The 18,795-nt window shown below is 37.7% G+C and carries 17 protein-coding genes and 1 pseudogene; 8 read left to right on the top strand and 10 right to left on the bottom strand.

The features are described 5' to 3' along the window. Positions 1–26 precede the first annotated feature (26 nt). A complete protein-coding gene (locus tag D9O48_RS09390) occupies positions 27–461 on the top strand; it encodes a DUF3592 domain-containing protein (RefSeq protein WP_126972711.1) in 435 nt (144 codons plus the stop codon). 201 nt (positions 462–662) lie between these two features. Further along, a complete protein-coding gene (locus tag D9O48_RS09385) occupies positions 663–1,073 on the top strand; it encodes a DUF3592 domain-containing protein (protein ID WP_126972710.1) in 411 nt (136 codons plus the stop codon). Between the two features lie 436 nt (positions 1,074–1,509). Here the strand turns inward: D9O48_RS09385 and D9O48_RS09380 are convergent, their stop codons facing one another. From D9O48_RS09380 to D9O48_RS09340, 9 genes are all read right to left on the bottom strand, one after another. After that, positions 1,510–3,801, bottom strand: coding sequence for a TonB-dependent receptor (locus D9O48_RS09380; protein ID WP_158624859.1), 2,292 nt, complete (start codon positions 3,799–3,801; stop codon positions 1,510–1,512). Positions 3,802–4,054: 253 nt separating this feature from the next. Beyond that, entirely contained in the window at positions 4,055–5,002 is a 948-nt protein-coding gene (locus D9O48_RS09375; RefSeq protein WP_126972708.1) for a hypothetical protein, read from the bottom strand. Positions 5,003–5,010: 8 nt separating this feature from the next. Continuing rightward, on the bottom strand, positions 5,011–5,961 hold the full coding sequence (locus D9O48_RS09370) for a hypothetical protein (RefSeq protein ID WP_126972707.1): 951 nt from the start codon (positions 5,959–5,961) through the stop codon (positions 5,011–5,013). A gap of 22 nt (positions 5,962–5,983) precedes the next feature. Then, positions 5,984–6,766: an HmuY family protein gene (locus D9O48_RS09365; protein WP_126972706.1), complete on the bottom strand. Its 783-nt coding sequence runs from the start codon at positions 6,764–6,766 to the stop codon at positions 5,984–5,986. 230 nt (positions 6,767–6,996) lie between these two features. Next, entirely contained in the window at positions 6,997–7,563 is a 567-nt protein-coding gene (locus D9O48_RS09360) for a biliverdin-producing heme oxygenase (protein WP_126972705.1), read from the bottom strand. Between the two features lie 65 nt (positions 7,564–7,628). After that, a complete protein-coding gene (locus tag D9O48_RS09355; RefSeq protein WP_126972704.1) occupies positions 7,629–8,594 on the bottom strand; it encodes a hypothetical protein in 966 nt (321 codons plus the stop codon). Between the two features lie 28 nt (positions 8,595–8,622). Beyond that, a complete protein-coding gene (locus tag D9O48_RS09350; protein ID WP_126972703.1) occupies positions 8,623–9,588 on the bottom strand; it encodes a hypothetical protein in 966 nt (321 codons plus the stop codon). Positions 9,589–9,599: 11 nt separating this feature from the next. Next, positions 9,600–10,358: an HmuY family protein gene (locus D9O48_RS09345; RefSeq protein ID WP_126972702.1), complete on the bottom strand. Its 759-nt coding sequence runs from the start codon at positions 10,356–10,358 to the stop codon at positions 9,600–9,602. A gap of 94 nt (positions 10,359–10,452) precedes the next feature. Next, positions 10,453–11,151 (bottom strand): HmuY family protein, encoded by a 699-nt coding sequence (locus D9O48_RS09340; protein WP_126972701.1) that lies wholly within the window; start codon positions 11,149–11,151, stop codon positions 10,453–10,455. A 356-nt stretch (positions 11,152–11,507) separates the two neighbouring features. Here D9O48_RS09340 and D9O48_RS09335 point away from each other — a divergent pair, with 356 nt between their 5' ends. The 4 genes and pseudogenes from D9O48_RS09335 (at position 11,508) to D9O48_RS19160 (ending at position 15,320) form a co-directional block, all read left to right on the top strand. Continuing rightward, positions 11,508–12,350: a heme/hemin ABC transporter substrate-binding protein gene (locus D9O48_RS09335; protein ID WP_126972700.1), complete on the top strand. Its 843-nt coding sequence runs from the start codon at positions 11,508–11,510 to the stop codon at positions 12,348–12,350. Positions 12,351–12,420: 70 nt separating this feature from the next. Beyond that, positions 12,421–13,458 carry a FecCD family ABC transporter permease gene (locus D9O48_RS09330; protein WP_126972699.1) on the top strand — a complete coding sequence of 346 codons (1,038 nt, stop codon included), beginning with the start codon at positions 12,421–12,423 and terminating at the stop codon, positions 13,456–13,458. A gap of 14 nt (positions 13,459–13,472) precedes the next feature. Next, positions 13,473–14,225: pseudogene (locus D9O48_RS19165) on the top strand (heme ABC transporter ATP-binding protein); the annotation flags it as partial. A 105-nt stretch (positions 14,226–14,330) separates the two neighbouring features. Further along, a complete protein-coding gene (locus D9O48_RS19160; RefSeq protein ID WP_449404152.1) occupies positions 14,331–15,320 on the top strand; it encodes a ChuX/HutX family heme-like substrate-binding protein in 990 nt (329 codons plus the stop codon). Positions 15,321–15,396: 76 nt separating this feature from the next. Here the strand turns inward: D9O48_RS19160 and D9O48_RS09320 are convergent, their stop codons facing one another. Beyond that, positions 15,397–16,368, bottom strand: a complete 972-nt coding sequence (locus D9O48_RS09320; protein WP_126972697.1) for a helix-turn-helix transcriptional regulator — start codon at positions 16,366–16,368, stop codon at positions 15,397–15,399. Between the two features lie 289 nt (positions 16,369–16,657). On the opposite strand from D9O48_RS09320, the gene D9O48_RS09315 reads away from it, so the two are divergent. Further along, the gene (locus D9O48_RS09315) at positions 16,658–17,848 is read left to right on the top strand and encodes an esterase (RefSeq protein ID WP_126972696.1); all 1,191 of its coding nucleotides are present in this window, start codon (positions 16,658–16,660) and stop codon (positions 17,846–17,848) included. A gap of 208 nt (positions 17,849–18,056) precedes the next feature. After that, a complete protein-coding gene (locus tag D9O48_RS09310; RefSeq protein WP_126972695.1) occupies positions 18,057–18,770 on the top strand; it encodes a hypothetical protein in 714 nt (237 codons plus the stop codon). Positions 18,771–18,795: the final 25 nt, after the last annotated feature.

Genomic DNA, 18,795 nt, shown 5'->3' with positions numbered 1-18,795 from the left:
GATTTATACTTTAAATACTGTTGCTGATGATTATTATTCTTGCCATAGCCGTTTTAGGTACATTATTGTTGATTTACGCTGCTTCCAGAAGGTTGATTGCGTTTATTAAATTAAAGAATAATGGTATTAAAACTGATGGAGTTGTCTCTGATCTTGCTATGTCACGTATTCCGATTAAAATTCGTCCACAGGTTCCTGTAATAGAATTTACTGCATCTTCACAAATTGTTAGCGGAAAGCCGTTAAATCATTTTCCCACCACTTTATCGAACTACGGAAGAGGTAGAAAAGTCATTGTTTATTATAACCGTCAACAACCTGAGCGATTTGTAATCGATCAGCTGAGTGAACATATTACTTCAATCATTTTATTTTTAGTAGGTTGTGTTCTTTTCCTCAATTTTGGAAAACTCTTTTTAGCTGCTATCACTAATTGGGTAGAAATAAGTGGTAATTCCTAGCTTAAAACTGGTGAATTACTAATGGATAGTGTTGTGACAATGTTTATTTTAGACAGCGCTCAATTTCCCTGTATTGATTGGAGTATTTTGCTTTTGTTTTATCGGGAGGAATGATTATATTAGTAGAGACCATTTCTAATATTTAGATGGCTGGAAGGAGTATATTGTTATACCAATCTTAACTGTTTAATTGTTTATCCTATGAATTTCAGTATCAGTTTTTTTATTCTGTTGATGATAGCTTTGTTACTGATGTATATGTCAGTTGTAAGGCTATGGTCATTTTTGAGATTAAAATATGTTGGAAAAAAAACAAGTGGCCTGGTTGTAGGTTTCGGAGACCCTTCTGAAAGTCCGTTTTACAAAAATAAGAATACACCTGTCATAGAATATTCCGCAGAAACGCAGCTGTTAAATGGTAAACCCTTAAATTATTTCCCCAATACATTATCTTATTATAGTAAAGGACGATCAATGATTGTTTTTTATGATAAAACGAATCCTGAAAAATTTGTAGTGCATCAGAGCAGTGAACATGTAATAGCCATCATAACTTTACTGGCAGGAATAGGTATTCTTGCTACTGCATTCAGAATGCTTTACTTCGAATAAATTTCTCTGAACTTTTGTAGTTTCTATATTTTTTTTAGTTATTGTCATCTTTATTGAAAACTGCTGCGTATAATATATTGTATAGCATGCTGTTTTTGATTGTGCTGGCATTTTTATGTTGGCAAGATTCGTTGGATGTATTTACATCTTGATGAATCACACTGGGGTTTATTGTTATTGCTCGTTAAATACCGCTTAGCGGGTTTTACAGGAGCAGAGCGGTATATAAATCAACAGTATAAAGGGGAACAATATTTTATAACACTATGAAGGTGGTTGGAGGAGTATAGTGTTGTATAAAAAAAGTATATTGAAAATGTAAAAAAATAAATAGATCAATGATTACAGATAATTACCCGATATAAACGGGCTGAATGGTTATGTATATATCGAAAATAAAAATGCCGGTAATATTACCGGCATTTTTATTTTCAATTTAATACTTTTGAAATCGATAACTTGCTCCAAATAAAATAATCCTGCCGGGCTGTCCGGGAATCAATCGATCTGTGTAATCATTGATATTATCAGCTGTAAGCCGGATGCTTAGCCGGTCTTGCAATAATTTTTTTTCAATAGATGCATTTAAAAGCAGATAACCATTCACAAAGTGATCATACTTGTCAATGAAATTATTGTTATTCGCATCTCCAAATGCATATTTTCCTCTGTAATTGGTGCGGAAACTGATATTGATGCCGGCTGAAGGTATACTGTACATGATCCGTAGATTAGCCATATGCCGTGATCTGTTTTCTATTCCCCAATAGTCGGAAGGCCGGGCCGTAAATGTTTCTCCGGTATTGTTGTTTCTCACCTTATTCCAGGGAAAATTTCCGGCAAGAATACTATCCTTCACACTCCTGTCTTTTGATATCAGAAACTGATATCCTCCGCTGATTTCAAGATTGCTTATCGGAGCCCATGAAAATGATCCCTCAAAACCGGTATTATACGATTTTGGAAGATTCTGATAAGAAAATATTAAACGGTTACCAGTGCCGGTGGCTACCTGTACACTATATATCTGATTGGTAAGACGGTGGTAAAAGCCACCCACTTCAAACTTTAAATTTTTGGCTGGTTTTATGATAAAACCTGTATTTAATGAAACCGATCTTTCCGGTTGAAGATTGCCGGCTATCTGCTTAAAAAGATACTGACGGATCTCGCTGATTTCTCCGGCATTTTGTAATTGCGCTAAGGTTGATGCCAATACTTCCGTACCAATTACCATATAATTACTGGTAGGATTCACAAATACCTGAAAACGATTCTTGAAATCAGGTGCTTTAAATCCTGTTCCTGCAGATACCCTGAATGATACTATTGAATTAAGCTTTTGTTGTAGCCCTATACTTGGATTTAATTTTCCACCGTAATTATTATGACCATCATACCTGATACCACCCATAATTTCTGTATTGGCAAAGGGTAACCAATCCAGCTGAAGGTATGAAAAGTAAGTAGCCATGTTTCCTGCCTCAGTATATGCATTGGTATTCATCGTTTCAAGCCCTGCACCTAAACCTCCGGTAAATTTCAAACGACTATTGTATGCATATGCAAACTGCTGTTCAAAGCGATAAAGAGTCTGCCTGAATTTTTCACTACTGATATCATTGTTTTGTTGCTGCCACATTACACTCATATCAGATAAATAACTGGTCACATAAACGCGGCTCATACTTTTTAAACCATTGGTAAAATCATGATTATAGTACATTGAAAGATTAATATCTGCGATATCCTGCCTGTCACCGGTGGTGTGTACATTACCATTCTGAGATTCAAACCTCTTTTCCATATATGATTTTCGTAAAGCATACCTTCCGCTCATGCCGATGATGCCTTTAGATGAAAGCTGATACCTGGCTCTTCCCTGAACACTGTAATCGTCGTAGGGTGGAGCAGTAGTGCCTCGGGCAATATAGTTTGGATCAGTATTATATCCGTCACTATGATAATAATTGGCAGATAAATTTACGGTTCCTCTGTTATGATGAAAGGGCGTTTCTCCTTCAAGTGTTGCATCTGATATATTTAAACTGCCATATTGAATATTGGCCAGTGCCTGGGGCTGTATAGCTCCGTGTCGCGTCACGATGTTGATCGCTCCCCCTAATGCTTCACTGCCGAATAAACATGAGGACGCACCTTTCACGATTTCTATCCGTTCTATATTGGTAACGCTGATCCGGGATAAATCAAAACTTCCTGAGTTTCTCCCTACCATCGGTTGCCCGTCAATTAATATCATGATGTATTCAGAACTGAATCCCTGCATTTGAATACCCGTTGCTCTTGCCCCGCCACTGATATCATTCACCACTGCAATTCCGGTTTGTTCTTTTAGTATTTCATCTAGTCTTCTGCTGCCCATTTTCTCAATCGTTTCCCTGCTGATGACTGTCACCGGCATGGCACCTCGTTGAATATTGATCAGGTTATCAGGACTACTGGTTTTAGATATCGTATGAACAGTTACTGCATCTAATTCATTAATGCCTTCCTCCAGGCGAATAGCAACAAAGTTTTTGTTATTGCTTTCAACTGTTATTGTTTGATTGAGTTCTAAAAAACCAACACTAGTGGCTATGAGGGTATAATTACCCGGATAAATATTTTTGATAATAAACTGTCCTTTCTCATCTGTCTGGGTAAGATGTCTGTCAGGTTCAAGCCGGATGGTGATTCCTGCTAAAGGCCGGCCTGAAGTGTCCGTCACGGCGCCACTGATATTAACTTTCTGGGCCGTGAGAACATGGCTTAAAAGCAAGAAGATGAATGTGAAAAATATTTTTGACAGATGATACATACAATATGCTTTAAAAACAACAGAACACATAGCTGAATTTCAACTATGTGTTTACTGTTTTGGATAAATGGTTATCTATGGTTCGGAATTATCTCCGAGTAAGTTCACTGGTTTGGATTTTAAAAGGACTGAATGTTTGACTTATTTAAGTTTCTATAAAAAATTATTGTGTAATACTGATAACACGTGCTCCTGATAAATAACTTGATAAAGCCCCTGCGTTGTAATACTGATCGCCGGAATATTCAAACTTTAAGAGATTCCAGGATCCGGTAGCTGCATCTGACGGAACTTGTAACATAATGGATGATTCAGTTGCTGTAACGATCGTTAATGGAATGTTTACTCCAAAATAATCACCTAATGTAACTTTTGTCATCTTGTTGAGTAGTGTTCCTGAAAGGGTAATTGTTTCACCTCTTTTTACTGAACCGCCGGTAGTGAAATTAAAGGCCGGTGTTGCAAATGGTTCAATCACTTCTACATCGTAAAAATATTCTACCTCACGGATACCTAGTTCGATGATGAGCTTGTATTTGCCTTTTGGAGGGGCTGAAACAATCAGTCGCGCACCTGTATTAGAAACAATTGTTACCGGAGTTTTTACACCACTTTCGTCTTTTGCCCAGACTTTTGTTTCCATACCATCAAAAAGGAAATTATCTCCTGCGAACGTGAGGTTTTTATTATTCACCCAAAACCTGTTACCATTTGCAGTATTAATGTTTTGTAGCTGACTGATAAAAGGATAAGGTTGATTAATAATCAGTTTAACATTATATTTTTTTACAGAACCGTTTTCTGCAGTAATTGTATAACCGTTGTTATCGGTAAGGTTTAATGTATGGCCACTGGCCGGAAAAATATTTGCAGACTGATGTAAGGTAATTGCCGGTGTAATTGTTTCCGGTATATCCTGCATCGGAGGCCAATAAACGTAAATGGTGTCACCATATACAGGTGCCTGCAAGGTTTCTCCATTCGTATCCGTATATTCAAATAGAATTATTTCTGTATTGTCGTATTTTTCTGTTTCCTTTTTACAGGCAGTAAAACAAGACGCTGCAAAAATTATTAACAGTAGTATATTTTTAGAAATTTGATCTTTCATGAGAAAATTTATTCAATAACGTTAAAGATAATTTGAGCGTCCATGAAGTTCTGGAATGATACGCGTGTGTCATAGGTAATTCCATAAGTCATGTTTTCAGGAACAACAAAAGTCATTTTTTCAAAGTCCCATGAAATGATTTCCATTTCTGTTTCTACTCCATCAATATAGGTAAACATTCTGGTTGGCTTTACTAATGTAGATGCAGAAGCATAACGAGTTACCGTATCACCACGTTTTACTTCAACATAAGGTGTCAGATTGTGGAATTGAGGTTGAAATTGAGTGAATTCAAACCATTGCTCACCATCTGCTGTCATTCCACGGAATTTTGCTCTTACTTTATAAAGTTTTTCCAGACTCAAATTTTGAGGTGAAAAATAACCGGTGATTCCGTAAGTATTATTTCCACTCGGAACAATTGAAACGTTGTGTCCTTCAGCAATGATTAAAGGATATTCATTATTTTCTTCATCTACAATGAACAACTTCGGTTCGGTTGCATCTTTTGTATTGAAATTACCATATACAGAAAACCCGTTTCCGAGATAACTTCTTGTTCCCATACGTTCTACCCAAAGTGGTCTTGAAATCTGAATGTCAATAATAAGTTTATAATCACGGGTAGTATTGTCAGCACCTACTACTGTATAAATATAATCCTGTGCATCGATTTCAATTGGCTCTGCTTCGTTTTTAAGCTTAGCCCCTTCACTCAATTCAATGATAGGGTCGATGATAGCAAAGTCGAAATAATACGGTATATATACTTTAATGGTATTATTGATATTATCGATGGCGCCGAATAAAATACCTTCTGCTGTTTCTATTTTGTAAGCAGTGATTTTGTTCTTAGGTTCGTCTGGTAATTTCTCTGTTTTGGTGCAGGCACTGAAAATGATGGTGCAAACTCCGAATAAAGCAGTTAAAAGATATACTCTTTTGAAAGAATATTTCATGATAGTTTCTTTTGAAAAGTTATTATTTGATTTCAAATCTGTTGCTTCCTTTTGGTACCACCACATATTCAAAGGTGAAATAGATGAATGGTGAATTAATGTACCAGTCAGCTTGTGTATAGATATCTTTATAACAACTGATCATTTTTATTTTTACATAATCACCTTTTGCAGTACGAACAATTACTGTTCTGGGTGATAAGACTTTTCCGTTAGTAAGTGTTAATGGTTCGGCTAAAGCATAAGCGACGTGTTGTTTCTCCGGTCTTCCATCGCTGACAATAACGCCATCGAAGTCATACAAAAACCAACCAATACGATCGCCGAAATTGCCCGCTGCATCTGATCCGTAAACATCAGCAGCGGTTTGAAACAGATTGTCGCTCGGAATTTCAATAACCTCGTCAAAAGGTTTATCAACAATATAAATTCCTCCAACACCGGGCCCCATAAATCCTAAGTTAGTACCATTAGTACCATTATTTCCTGAGAAATAACAATTAAACATTCCTCCTAATGCCATATCCCATCTGCTTGTTTTAGCGTATCTGGCATCTACCAGTGTGCCGGTAGCAAAATTTAAATAAATAGGAGGGCGATTGTCTAGCGAAACAGACGATTCTTCTGATCCGGTAGGCAGGTTATTAATCCGGTGCAGTTTATAGTAATGTTCTGTGCCTACCGGAGGCTCTTCGTCTTCAATAATTTCTTTATCTTTTGAGCAGGATACCAGCACGAGTGATAAAGACAGTACTAGTGCTGCTGCTAATTTTACTTTTTCTACAAAATTCCTTTTCTGATACATTTTGAATTACAGGGTTTAATAATTTTGCTATACAATCATTCTAAAATGCAAAATTGATGTACAATCAATGTTTTTCATTTACGAATTTGGATTTCATTTGTATGCTTTTCGGTAAATTTTGTATGCTAAACAGTTTGAAAAATTGACGGCAGATATTTTTTATCTAAGAAAGTAGTGTTTCGTAAAAAACGGATCTCAGATAATTGCCTGCCGTCAATGAAAATATAGTACTATGAGTTTGCTACCAGTGAAGAAGTAAAAACATCGCCGAATCTGCTGAAAGTTTCATTGGCGGCATGAATCGCTTTTTGCTCATCAGCTTCGGTAGGTGCATGGTGATTCATTACTTCTGTAAATGCACCCCACATTCTGCCGGTATTTTCTCCGTATCCTGAAAAAAACGAAACTCCATTGGTAATACCACCTTTTTCTAACATCTGAACGATGATTTTACCACCCATTATACTACCTTCCATTACATATAAAGCACCTAATGCTTCAATAGTACTATTGATTTCAGGAGCTTGTGCAGCAGGTAGTTCTTGTGTTGAAAACCCTAACGCTTCGATATCCTGTTTCAGGTAAATAGAAGTACGTCTCTGACTGTAATCAGGTAACACTTCAGTCGTAATGTATGGAGCGATAGTTTTTTCTACCGTACTGAAATATGAATAAAAGTGTTTTAATAAATCTGCATAATCTGCATGACTTCTGATAGCTTTTAACTTTTTTACTACCACTACTTCTAATTGCTGATGGGCACTTTTGGTAGCTTCTTTGATGCTGTTACTTAACATAGTCGTGTATTTTTGTATGATTGTAAGAATGAGCTATTGACAACAATAGCTCATTGATGTAAGTATTAATTGGTTACTATTATTGCAGTTTCCCATAAAGCAAGCTGGCCATTTATAATGTCGTGATACTCTCCTGCATTTTGCTTATAAAGTAAATAATTATATTCTCCGGTTGGTATTGTTGCGGGAGTTGTCAGTGTAATCGTTGCTGAAGTAGCATTCTTGATCACCAGTTCATATTGATCACCACCACTTAATTTTGTTAGAACTACACTGCTGATTTTGTCAAGGTTTTTTCCTGTTAATACAAAATCTTCTCCCTGTTTTACTGTTATATTTTCAGTAGGGTAGGATATACGTGAGAATGGATCGCTTACGTAATGAAATACAGTATCAAAAGTAAAAGTGTATCCTGCTGATTCGAATCTGAACTTTTTATATGTTCCTATTTCTTTTGGTCTGAAACCAAATACTAATCCGGTTTTAGCCACTATTTCAGCTTCTACTTCCTGATTGTTTTCATTGGTAATGAATACACGAGATCCGTTTTCTTTTGTACTGAAATAATCTCCGCGTATATTAATCTGATTGCCTTCCACTATAAATGCTTTTCCATTGTAGAGAGTCAGTCCATCCCATGATTTTATGTAAGGTTTTACTTTGTTATTCGGAATGTATAATGTGTACTTACGTACAGCACCAGTTTCTGACGTAACAGTGTAAACTACTGTTTCAGTGGTAGAAATTGTAGCTCCTGAAGCCGGACTGATAGTAGCATTTTTTGATACATTGATCACCGGGCTGATTGTTTCAGGAATATCCTTTTCTAACGGCCAGTATAAAATGATTTTGTCATTATCAACAGCCGCTTTTACAGCTTCGCCTTCAACATCAACAGTGAAATTTACAACTTCAGTATAGGGAATTTTAGCATCTTCTTTTTTGCACGAGAACAATACAGCTGATAAAAGAACAATGGTTCCTATTGATGAAAGAATTGTTTTATGAGTAAGTTTATTAATTAAGTACATGTTTAATTTTTAAAGGTTTTGACAGGGGTTATTCGCTGATGGTAATGTTCCAGAAAGGAGAGGCCGTTCCAACAGTTCCACAAACTACTTTTGGATTATAAGATCCCGGAGGCATATCTGACGGTACGCGAACTGTTACATCTCTATAGGTCTGACTAACAATTTCAAGATCTTTTTCTACACCGTTTACAATGAAGTAAACTCTTCTGACGTCATTCAGTGCAGCACTTGCGGTTTCCAGTTTAAACGTTTCGGTGGCTTTAACATCAATAGTAGCGTAAACAAATACCGGTAATCCCCATACCATTCTCACCGGATACTTTGTAGTGCCTACCTGTCCTAATACTTTTCCTCTTATATAATATAATCCCGGTGTAAGCGTTTGAGGTATTTGTATATTACCGAATGAATATTCTTTCAGTCCATTGCCATTTTGTGTTACAGCAACACTTGCAGGGCCGAACCCGGTATTGGCATTGGTAGGATATTCATTTCCTTCTTCATCTACTACAAAAATGGTGATTTTGCTGGCGTCAGTAGTATTAAAGCTTCCGTATACTTTTACGTTATAAGCTCCGATAACCATAGTGGCAGTGTTGGTTTCGGATGATAATTCTCTCATGGTGAGAGGAGTGAGCTGAAGTAACTTAACTGTAAGGGCATAAACGGTTTCGCTATTGTCTGATCCGATCACAGTGTATTGAACATCATCTGCCAGCACACTTACCGGAAGTACTTCTTCTTTTAATCGGGCACCCGCTGAAACTGTAATAATCGGGTCAATTACATCAAATTCATAATAGAAAGGAACATATATGGTGATTGTTTTATCTGTCTGATCAACTGCAGCTACCAGCTCACCATCAAGTGTAGCAACTTTAAAACTTAATAACTGGCTCTGACTTAAAGGGGGTAAATCTTCTGTTTTTGTACAGGCAGTACCAAAAAATACAACTGAGAGCAGGATTAAAAAAATATTCTTTAAAGAATTCATGTCTGGGTTATTTAGGGTTTTATTTCAAATTTTGTTTCTCCTCCCGGAATTACTACGTATTCAAATGTGAAGAACATTTTTGGAGCGTCTTTGTACCACTCCTCCGGTGTAAACAGGTTTTTGTAACAACTGATCATTTTGATCTTAGCATAATCGTTTTTTGCTGTTTTAACAATGATTGTACGTGGTTTTACAGTAAGTTGATCGTTGGTGGTAACTCCTTCGCTGAGTGCATAGGCAATGTGTTGCTTTTGTATTGTACCATCTCCTACAATGTTACCGCCGAAATCATACAGGTACCAGCCGATACCTTCTCCAAACGCACCTGAATCGTCTGTACCAATAATACCACTGGCAGTTCTGAACACGGCGTTAGCAGGTACTTCGGTTACTTCATCAAAGTGTTTTTCAAGTATTAATATTCCTCCTCTGGAGGCACCGCCGTAACCGGCATTGTTGAGATCCGCACCGTTGTTTCCACCTAAGAAACTATTATAGAGGTTACTGAATGAAATATCCCATCTGTTAGTTTTCAGGTAGCTGGTAGGTACTTCTTGTTTGTTGTACAGACTGAAAGCTACTGCCGGTTTTGCCTGCGTTGGATTACTGTCATCATTTTCTACAGCAAAATTCTCAACACGATGTAATTTGTAATAAAAATCCGCCGTTGGTTCCGGTTCCGGATCAGGTTCGTTATCATCATCTTTTGAACAGGCAGTAAATGCCAACAGAACAGTCAGCATTAAAAGCCATAGAGTTCTCCTTTCCATTTTTCTTTTATTAGTGTGTGTGAATTAAATTAAAGCAACTGAGTAAGTGTATAATACGATTGTATGGTGCTCTTTATATTTTGTGATAGTTCGCTTAATTTGTATTCAGGTTTCTACTCCCATCTTCCTGAACATAATACCTGAAAGTAAAATAGGGCGCAGGCCAGTTTAAATCGGTTACTACAGGAGGATTACCCTGATATGCATTTAACAATTCAAGCTTGGCGAATTTGCCACTATTTAATTTGATGACGTATGTTCTGCTCTTAATCGGCTGCATAATGTGAGAACTCAGGCTATAGAAAAACCAGCCGGCAGATGTTGTAGAACCCGCCCATCCGATTTTGTTGACTTCTGAAGTTTCAAAAACAGCATCGTCAGGTGCTTCCGTTACCAGGTGATATGCTTTATCCAGCATCACTACTTTTGCCGTACCCACTCCATCATATTCTTTGGCAGGATTATATTCCTTTGATGCATCATTGGCAAAAATTTCACTATTGTACGGACCGGTAAAGGCCAGATCCCAATCTGCCGTAGGAAGCCATTGAGCAGAGTCTGCAGCAGTACGCAGCCATATCTGACGCTGATCCCTGAATCTGAACAGAAAGGTATAGAAGCCCCGTTTTTCTTTTCCTTCGGAATTATCACCCATTGCGGCACCGGTGTCGCCAGCTAAATCGTATACCCAGGTGCTTTTTTGGTCATTGTCTGCCGGAGCAGATTCTTTCGTACAGGAAACGGTTAAAAACAGTACGGCAACAATGCCCCATCGGGTTAAAAAGTTGATCATTTTTAATTTCAGTTAGATTGCTGCAAATTTTCGACACTATTTTATAATTGCATTTACGAAATCAGGAGTCCCTTGTATGGAATGTGATAAATCTTGTATTCAATTTTTACCAGGCATATGCAATCCGGTCTTTTTTGTATGTATTTCGTGTTGTTTTTGTTAAGAGTGGATTTCAATATTTTAAGCTGATAAAACCTGCTTTCATTGGTAAAACACTCAATTGAAAGACGCTTTTTCAGCTTAGTAAACCGTTTACGAAATCAGGAAAAAATGCACCAGGCCTGCTTTGTGTGCTCAGGATATGCTATATAATAGTTGAATAAGTACTTTTTTTGCATTGCGAAACGATGACAAACATGAAAAGTATAAACAGCATTCTGATCATTTTACTGTTGTGTATATCCACCACCGTAAGTGCCGGAGTGCCCAAAAGAATTATTACGCTGGGAACCGTTATTACTGAAACAACTGATGCCCTGGGTTTCGGAAAAAGTATTGTTGCCACTGATGTTACCAGCGAATATCCGGCATATGTTAAACAATTACCGAAAGTAAGCCGCAATCGCGCTGTTTCGGTAGAAGGACTCATGCAGTTTAGTCCGGATCTGGTATTAGCGCTTGAAGGAGATATTTCTAAAACAGTGGTACTGCAATTAAAAAAAGCAGGAATTAAACTGGTTACTATTCAACAGGAATATTCGGTAAAAGGGGCTGAAAAAATGATCAGAACAGTAGCTAATGCACTGGAAGTACCCGCAAAAGGCGAAGAACTGATCAAAATCTCTAATGAAAAAGTTCAACAGGCTTTACAAAAAGTAAAAGCGAATAATAAAAAATCTCAAAAGGTTTTGTTTGTTTATGCCAGAGGGGCAGGAAACATGACGATTGCCGGAAAAGGAACCAATATAGATGCAATGATTGAACTGGCCGGTGGTAAAAATGCTGTTCAGGAGTTTGCTTCTTTTAAACCTTATAGCACCGAAGCACTGATTAAAGCAAATCCGGATGTTATACTCCTGTTTGATTTTGGTGTGAGCAGCCTGGGTGGTAGTGAATCAATTCTTAAAATGCCCGGAGTTGCATTGACAAATGCAGGAAAAAACAAGAAAATCGTGTCGGTAAACGGCCCGCTAATGGTCGGCTTTTCTTCCAGATTAGGAGATGCTATTATTGATCTGCATACCAAAATATATCAATAAGTAAGAAAGAACCTGCCTCCAACCTTATAAAATTATCATCACAAACGACAGAGCATAGGAATATATTGGAATGAAAAAAGTTATTTACATATCACTGACAGCCGCACTTATTATCTCAGTGATTGTTTCGATGTCGGTAGGAGCTATGGATATTCCTATTAAGCAGGTAATCTGGTCAGTACTGGATATACTGGGCATTTATCATAGCGATCAGCTGGATGACCAGTACAAGGGAGTGCTGTCAATTGTGCGTATTCCACGTGTATTGATGGGAATACTGGTAGGTGCAGCGCTGGGCATTTCAGGTGCTGCCATTCAGGGGGTTTTTAGAAATCCGCTTGCTGAATCCGGATTGATTGGTATATCTGCCGGAGCTTCGTTAATGAGTGCACTTGTAATAATGCTTGAAACGACCCTGTTCGCCGGTATGAGTCTGATGGTCGGCTATTACCTGCTTCCTGTAAGTGCATTTATAGGAGCTGCTGTTGCTTCTATTCTGGTGTACAATATTTCAAAAACAAATGGTAAACCTAATATTGCCACCATGTTACTCGCAGGTATTGCCATTAATGCACTAGCCGGCGCCTTAACCGGTTTGATTTCTTTTATGGCCGATGACCAGCAATTGCGAAACATTACCTTCTGGATGTTAGGCAGCCTTGCGGGCGCCACACAGGAAACTTTACTGGTAGTAGCACCGTTTATATTGATTCCTGTTTTCATTTTACCATTTCAGGGTAAAATGCTAAATGCTTTCGTATTAGGTGAATCACAGGCAGAACAACTGGGAATGAGGCCATCGGTAATTAAAAGAAGAGTAGTGTTGCTGGCAACGTTGGCAGTAGGAGCCGCCGTTTCTGTTTCCGGTATTATCGGTTTTGTAGGATTGCTGGTGCCACATCTTATACGATTAATAGGAGGTGTTGATAACCGATATGTTTTACCTGCCTCAGCTATTATGGGTGCTCTTGTACTTACTGTAGCAGATATGCTAAGCCGTATTCTGGTACCGCCGATTGAATTGCCGATCGGAGTTATTACGGCACTGCTGGGAACACCTGTATTTATCTATATCCTTATTAAAGACAAAAAGAAACTACATCAATAAACAGAATACGTATGTTGAAGGTTGATTCGGTTACATATGCAGTTAAGAAAAGAACGATTCTGAAAGATATTACGTTTTCGGTTCGTCCTGGTGAAGTATTAGCGCTTCTTGGAGCGAATGGTGCCGGCAAGTCTACATTGCTGCGCATGATTACCGGTGAACAAAAACCTGATAGCGGATCTGTTAGTTTATACGGAAAAAAGTTACAGGATTATAATTCAGTTGAACTGGCTTCTTTAAAGGCAACTTTAAGTCAGCACAATGTAGTCAATATGCCATTCCTTTGTCAGGAAATTATTATGATGGGGCGATATCCTTATCATCGTAATAACCCTACAAATGCTGATCATGATATTGTACTGGAAACCATGAAGGTTTGTGGTATTGAACACCTGGCAGAAAGATCTTTTCTAACTCTTTCCGGAGGCGAACAACAACGGGTTCAACTGGCCCGCGTACTGGCGCAATTGTGGGATAGAAAAAGAGGATTGATTATTTTAGACGAACCTGTTACCGGCCTTGATATGTTGTATCAGCAACAAACGATGGCTATTGCCAGGGCATTAGCCAAAAAAGGATATATGGTTTTGGCAGTATTACATGAAATTAACCTTGCCGCACAATATGCCGATAGAATATTGATGATGAAAAATGGTAGAAGATGGAAAGATGGTACCCCTTCGGAAGTATTAACTCCTTTGGATATCTATTCCGTTTTTTCTATTGAAACAGAAGTCATGATCAATCCGCGTACTTTGAAACCTTTTGTACTAGTAAAGGAAATCAGGTTACAGGCCGAAAACTTCAACTCCTGGTTGCCGGAAGAATCAAAACAACAATCATTAAAAGATAGATATATCTCTCTTAGAGAAATGTATCCTCATTATACAATACGTGACATTGCCCGTCAATTGAATATTTCTGAAGCCTCAACAGTAATGCTTGAGTTAAACGGCAATGCCGTTTTACTGGAAGCAGATATACCGGCTTTATTAAGAAATTTACCCGCCCTGAAGTCAGTAACCACCCAAACCTACAGCGAACATGTGATGGTGGAACGAACCGGCATTTATCAGAATTATTCCAGCAATGAACAAATTGTAAAATTTGATGATGAAGATATTGATCTGAATGTATCGCATCAGTTATGGCAAACTGTTTTTGCTTATAATGATATTTATAATAACGAAAAGAGCTTACAGTTTTTTAATGCAGAAGGAGAGCTGTTGTATAAAGCTACTTTAACTGATGAAAGTGATATTGACGTTTATGATGCTATTGTCAGACAATTTCGCTCACCCAGACAAGAGCCATTTGATATACATAAAAGTAAGGTTCAGTCATACAAAGAAATACCTGATGAATCTGTTAATCAGCAATTGTTTTGTGATTCATGGCATGCTATGAAAAATGCAGATGAACTATCTGTCATTCTCCGGAAATTCGGAATCAGACGTAGTCAGGCAATACGGCTGGCACCAGATAATTGTGCGGCAAAAATGAGCCTTTACAATTTTAAAAAAGTGATGACGCATTGTATGAATAACGAAATACCGGTGAAGTTACAAGCCGGCAACAGAAGTTGTATACATACACAGGTAGGAGTGATTAAGAATTTAATTGATACAGGCAGCTGTTATCAGGTGGCCGATGCAAAATGTAAGTTGTTTGTTCAGGAAGATGCCATCGGAAGCGTCTGGCATATTATTCAACCAACTATAACCGGGCCTATGCATCTGCTTGAATTATATGACCACGACGGAGAACTCATGTTGCAGGTAACCGGTAAACATGAAGTAGGAAAAGAGCATGTGGAAGAGTGGAAGAATACATTAGAAAGAATGCACTTAATTGAAAGTTGAAAATGGAAAATTGAAAGTGTTTTGAACAATACAGCCTGGCAACGTTTTCAATTTTCAGCTTTCCATTTTCAATTAACTAATATCTTATATCACTCGGTGAAATACCGAAGTATTTTTTAAAAGCACTACTGAAATTATTCTGATGATTAAAGCCTGTCAGTTCTGAAACCTCAAAAATAGTTTTACGCTCTTCTAATAATAACTTTCGTGCGTATTCCATTTTTATGCGAACTGTATAGTCGTGAATGGTTGTTCCGAAATACTCTTTAAACGAACGTCGCAATTTAGATTCGTTTAATCCTGCTTTTACAGAGAGTTCCTTTTGCGAAGGCGGGTCAATAAAGTTTTGTTCCAGAATACTTCTTACTAATTCCAGTTTTTCAATATCATCTGCGCGTAATGCTTTGATGGAAAGCTCTTCTTCTGAAGATTTTAACTGTTCCAATTGATAAATCAGTAACTCCATTACTTTTGCTTCGGTATGTAACCGACGTATTTCTCCTGATTTTTGTCCTTCCTGTAATTCACTGATCACACGGCTCATTTCCGGTGTTACCGGCATATCATTGGGGGCAATACTGACATGTTTTCCCTTTTCAATTTCCTGCACAAAATCTTCATGCAGAGAAGAGTGCCGGTTGATCAGGTGAAAATAATAATCCTTCGAAAGTACCATCAGGAAATAACTGTATTCTATGCCGTCTTTCATCTCATACTCCTGAACCGTATTCGGAATGTATCGGATGTTATGGCGGCTTCTGCCTGAAATAGTAAGTTTCTTAAATGATGGTTGTTTGTAAAATATAAAATGGCTGGTAACGGTTTCCCCCAACACTTCAGTTCTGATTCGAACCGGCTCTTCGCATTTCATCTCAGAATACAATAAAAATATCCCCGAGCTGCTTAACTGGAAATTATCCATGCGTACAGGACTACGGTTAATGACTACCTTTTTTTCTGATACAGATTTGTTGGGTGTATACTGATCAGGAATATCTTCAATAAACAACCACTCGTCCAGCCCCTTTATTTTACTTTTTATGATCATTTTATGTCACAATTTCTGTTGAAAGAACAATCCGATTCTACCTGTGAATGTAGCATTTTTTATTCTTTGATAATACGCTGATATTAACGGATCAAGTTAAAGAAAAAGAGGCAATTTTGATTACGAGTTTTGGAAAAAAAGAAATGATTTGCCTTAAAGATTGGCAAAATACTTTTTTAGTATAGTTGTATTGTCAGTGAACAGTGCCCGACATTTGAAAATTATTGAATTTTATGAGTATTTCTGAATTTTTTTTTGTAAAATAGAGAAACTTTTAGCTGACAATTACATGAAAAAACTTTTTTTATTTATACCGGTTTTATTGGTTGGAATCACCCTGACTGCACAACAAGCTATTTTTAATGCACAATCCGGTATTTCGCCGGAAGTGCACTCCGATAATAGGGTTACTTTCCGCTTGTTTGCGCCGAATGCAAAAACTGTTCAGGTTACAGGCGATTTTTTGCCTGCCCAAAAGTCAAAAACACCTTACGGAGAAGTGGATGTTCCCGGTGTGCAGGATATGACCCGGTCAGCTGCCGGATTGTGGGAATTCACCACTGCCCGGCCGTTAGCCTCTGAGTTGTACAGTTATTCCTTTCTACTTGATAGCGTGAAAATAAGCGATCCGAATAATGTTTATCAGATTCGGGATGTAGGATCTGTGACCAGTGTTTTCATAATTGGTGGCGGACAGGCAGATCTGTATAAAGTGAACGCAGTTGCTCACGGAACTGTTGCCCGGAGGTGGTACAATAGCATGACTTTACAAAAAGAACGCAGATTAACTGTTTACACACCACCCGGTTATGAATCTTCTAAAACCAATTATCCGGTCTTGTATTTGCTGCACGGAATGGGAGGAGACGAAGAAGCCTGGATTGCATTAGGTAGAACCGCACAAATTCTCGATAACCTTATTGCACAAGGTAAGGCCAAACCGATGATTGTTGTAATGACCAATGGTAATGTGGCGCAGGAAGCCGCACCAGGAGAATCAGCACTCGGATATGTAAAACCGACCATGCAATTACCTAATACAATGGATGGAACAATGGAAAAAAGTTTCCCTGATGTAATGAAATTTGTTGAACAGAATTACAGAACTATTCAGCAAAAATCAGGACGTGCAATTGCAGGATTGTCTATGGGGGGATTTCATTCTTTACATATTTCAAAAGAATATCCTGATCAGTTTGACTATGTAGGATTGTTCTCTGCAGCCATTATGCCAATGAATAATACAAAGTCAGCTATTTATGAAAACTTTAATCAGAAACTTAAAAAACAGTTTGACCTTAAACCGAAACTTTATTGGATAGCGATCGGCAAAACAGATTTCTTGTATAAAGCTAATCAGGATTTCAGAAAAATACTGGATGAGAATAAATACCCATACAAGTATTTTGAAAACGAAGAAGGACATATCTGGAAAAACTGGAGAATTTATCTGGCTGATTTTGCTACGATGATTTTTTAATAAAGAGGTGAGAATTGGAAATTGAAAATGGATAGTAAATAGAATTTGCCTACTCAGCGGAGGATAAGGATTTAGCTGAACAATTATTATCAACGAAATAGTTTTAATGGAGAATACAAATATGACTGATTTTTCTTTTATATAAAAAGCCATTTACTATGCATTGCGAATTGTTTTATTCATGTAATAAAAAATAAAAACACCGATTATGAAAAATATTATGCTAACGTTTGCTTTACTATTACTGACTATTGCAGGATTTTCGCAAAAAATTGACGGTGCCTGGCAATATAAGTCAGGATCCACTGAATATACACTTGTTTTTGTGGATGGTTATTGCTCATTCAGCACATTTGACCTGGCAAATAAAAAGTTTATTAATACGCAGGGCGGGCCATATACCGTAGATAAAAACTCGATAAAAATTACCTGGGAATATAATGCGGAAAAAGCAGGTAAAGACCTGGATAGCTGGTTAGGGAAAACAGCTTCTTTTTCTTATAAACTGGATGCAAACTTAGTAAGTAATATCACCGGACAAGAAGCTAAATGGCAACGTGTTGATGAAAATAAAAATGCTTTGTCCGGGGTTTGGCGTATTACCGGCCGTCAACAGGGAGCTGAAGTACAAAATATGCCTTTAAGAGAACGCAGAACATTAAAAATATTAAGTGGAACCCGTTTTCAATGGGCGGCCATTAACATTAAAACCGGTGAATTTTCCGGTACAGGTGGCGGCCGTTACACTTTTGAAAATGGAAAATATACCGAACATATTGAATTCTTTTCACGAGATAACAGCAGGGTAGGAAGTTCTTTGTCGTTTGATGCTAAAGTAGAAAAAGGCAACTGGATTCATTCGGGCCTCAGCTCGAGCGGCGCAGCTATTTATGAAGTGTGGAGCAAACTTGAAAAACAATAAGTGCCGTTCGGCAGAATGTATCATT

Source organism: Gynurincola endophyticus (assembly GCF_003991195.1).
GTDB classification, from domain to species: domain Bacteria; phylum Bacteroidota; class Bacteroidia; order Chitinophagales; family Chitinophagaceae; genus Gynurincola; species Gynurincola endophyticus.
The sequence above is the reverse complement of the archived record's forward strand: the minus strand, read 5'-3'. Positions and strand labels throughout refer to the sequence as shown.

What these genes read in the sequence shown, in the direction of transcription:
- D9O48_RS09390 (WP_126972711.1), top strand. Translation starts at nt 27, where the DNA reads ATGATTATTATTCTTGCCATAGCCGTTTTAGGTACATTATTGTTGATT.
- D9O48_RS09385 (WP_126972710.1), top strand. Translation starts at nt 663, where the DNA reads ATGAATTTCAGTATCAGTTTTTTTATTCTGTTGATGATAGCTTTGTTA.
- D9O48_RS09375 (WP_126972708.1), bottom strand. Translation starts at nt 5,002, where the DNA reads ATGAAAGATCAAATTTCTAAAAATATACTACTGTTAATAATTTTTGCA.
- D9O48_RS09370 (WP_126972707.1), bottom strand. Translation starts at nt 5,961, where the DNA reads ATGAAATATTCTTTCAAAAGAGTATATCTTTTAACTGCTTTATTCGGA.
- D9O48_RS09365 (WP_126972706.1), bottom strand. Translation starts at nt 6,766, where the DNA reads ATGTATCAGAAAAGGAATTTTGTAGAAAAAGTAAAATTAGCAGCAGCA.
- D9O48_RS09360 (WP_126972705.1), bottom strand. Translation starts at nt 7,563, where the DNA reads ATGTTAAGTAACAGCATCAAAGAAGCTACCAAAAGTGCCCATCAGCAA.
- D9O48_RS09355 (WP_126972704.1), bottom strand. Translation starts at nt 8,594, where the DNA reads ATGTACTTAATTAATAAACTTACTCATAAAACAATTCTTTCATCAATA.
- D9O48_RS09350 (WP_126972703.1), bottom strand. Translation starts at nt 9,588, where the DNA reads ATGAATTCTTTAAAGAATATTTTTTTAATCCTGCTCTCAGTTGTATTT.
- D9O48_RS09345 (WP_126972702.1), bottom strand. Translation starts at nt 10,358, where the DNA reads ATGGAAAGGAGAACTCTATGGCTTTTAATGCTGACTGTTCTGTTGGCA.
- D9O48_RS09340 (WP_126972701.1), bottom strand. Translation starts at nt 11,151, where the DNA reads ATGATCAACTTTTTAACCCGATGGGGCATTGTTGCCGTACTGTTTTTA.
- D9O48_RS09335 (WP_126972700.1), top strand. Translation starts at nt 11,508, where the DNA reads ATGAAAAGTATAAACAGCATTCTGATCATTTTACTGTTGTGTATATCC.
- D9O48_RS09330 (WP_126972699.1), top strand. Translation starts at nt 12,421, where the DNA reads ATGAAAAAAGTTATTTACATATCACTGACAGCCGCACTTATTATCTCA.
- D9O48_RS19160 (WP_449404152.1), top strand. Translation starts at nt 14,331, where the DNA reads ATGTATCCTCATTATACAATACGTGACATTGCCCGTCAATTGAATATT.
- D9O48_RS09320 (WP_126972697.1), bottom strand. Translation starts at nt 16,368, where the DNA reads ATGATCATAAAAAGTAAAATAAAGGGGCTGGACGAGTGGTTGTTTATT.
- D9O48_RS09315 (WP_126972696.1), top strand. Translation starts at nt 16,658, where the DNA reads ATGAAAAAACTTTTTTTATTTATACCGGTTTTATTGGTTGGAATCACC.
- D9O48_RS09310 (WP_126972695.1), top strand. Translation starts at nt 18,057, where the DNA reads ATGAAAAATATTATGCTAACGTTTGCTTTACTATTACTGACTATTGCA.